This is a genomic window from Staphylococcus sp. GDX7P312P, from assembly GCF_008385775.1.
Classification (GTDB): domain Bacteria; phylum Bacillota; class Bacilli; order Staphylococcales; family Staphylococcaceae; genus Staphylococcus; species Staphylococcus haemolyticus.
The window spans coordinates 1-717 of the sequence record NZ_VUKI01000042.1 but is presented as its reverse complement, the minus strand read 5'-3'; the positions used below and the strand labels follow the sequence as shown (position 1 = coordinate 717).

At 41.8% G+C, this 717-nt stretch carries 1 protein-coding gene; it reads left to right on the top strand.

Annotated features, from left to right (window positions below; all coding sequences use genetic code 11):
* Nucleotides 1–717, top strand: a 717-nt coding sequence (locus F1592_RS11020; protein ID WP_188294691.1) for a putative Ig domain-containing protein, incomplete at both ends; no start/stop codon positions are given.

Below are 717 nucleotides of genomic sequence, written 5' to 3'. Positions count from 1 at the left end.
AATCAGAATACAAACACAATTAGTGGAACACCATCAAAAGTTGGAAGCTATCCAATTACAGTGACAACAACAGATGCCGACGGCAACGAAACAACAACAAGCTTTACAATCACGGTTCAAGATACAACAGCGCCAACAGTCAAAGCGATTGGAAATCAAACTAAAGAAGTCAATACTGCGATAGATTCAATCAAAATAGATGCGACAGATAACAGTGGTCAAGCCGTAACAAATAAAGTAAGTGGCTTGCCAGCAGGAGTAACGTTTAATCCGGACACTAATACAATTAGCGGTACACCAAGCAAAGTGGGAAGTTATCCAATTACGGTGACAACAACAGATGCCGATGGCAATGAAACAACAACAAGCTTTACGATTACGGTCCAAGATACAACGGCACCAACAGTGTCACCAATTGCGGGACAAACCAAAGAAGTTAACACTGCGATTAATTCAATTAAGATTGATGCGACAGATAACAGTGGCCAAGCCGTAACGAATAAAGTAAGTGGTTTACCAGCAGGTGTAACGTTTAATCCAGACACTAATACAATTAGCGGTACACCAAGCAAAGTGGGCAGTTACCCAATCCCAGTGACAACAACAGATGCCGATGGCAACGAAACAACAACAAGCTTCACGATTACAGTGGAAGACACAACAGCGCCAACAGTGAAAGCGATTGGAAATCAAACCAAAGAAGTCAATACTGCAATC